The 235-nt window shown below is 58.3% G+C and carries 1 protein-coding gene; it reads left to right on the top strand.

Going from position 1 to position 235, the window contains the following annotated elements; all coding sequences use genetic code 11:
- On the top strand, positions 1 to 235 hold a 235-nt coding region (locus HMPREF2785_RS02530), incomplete at both ends, for a YPDG domain-containing protein (protein WP_210386079.1).

Genomic DNA, 235 nt, shown 5'->3' with positions numbered 1-235 from the left:
TGGTGAGCCTGGTGAGGATGTGAAGGTTCCTGCTCCTGAGTTCAAGGACAAGGACGGCAACCCGACCACGGCTCCGGATGGCACCACGTTTAAGCCGGGTGAGGGTGCCCCAGACGGCGTGACCGTCGATGAGAACACTGGTGAGATCACCGTCAAGGTTCCGAAGGATGCCAAGCCGGGTGACAAGATCAAGGTTCCGGTTGTTGTTACCTATCCGGATGGTTCTACTGACCCC

The sequence above is a fragment of the Corynebacterium sp. HMSC067D03 genome (assembly GCF_001811185.1).
Classification (GTDB): domain Bacteria; phylum Actinomycetota; class Actinomycetes; order Mycobacteriales; family Mycobacteriaceae; genus Corynebacterium; species Corynebacterium coyleae.
This window is presented reverse-complemented; position numbering and strand designations above follow the sequence as displayed.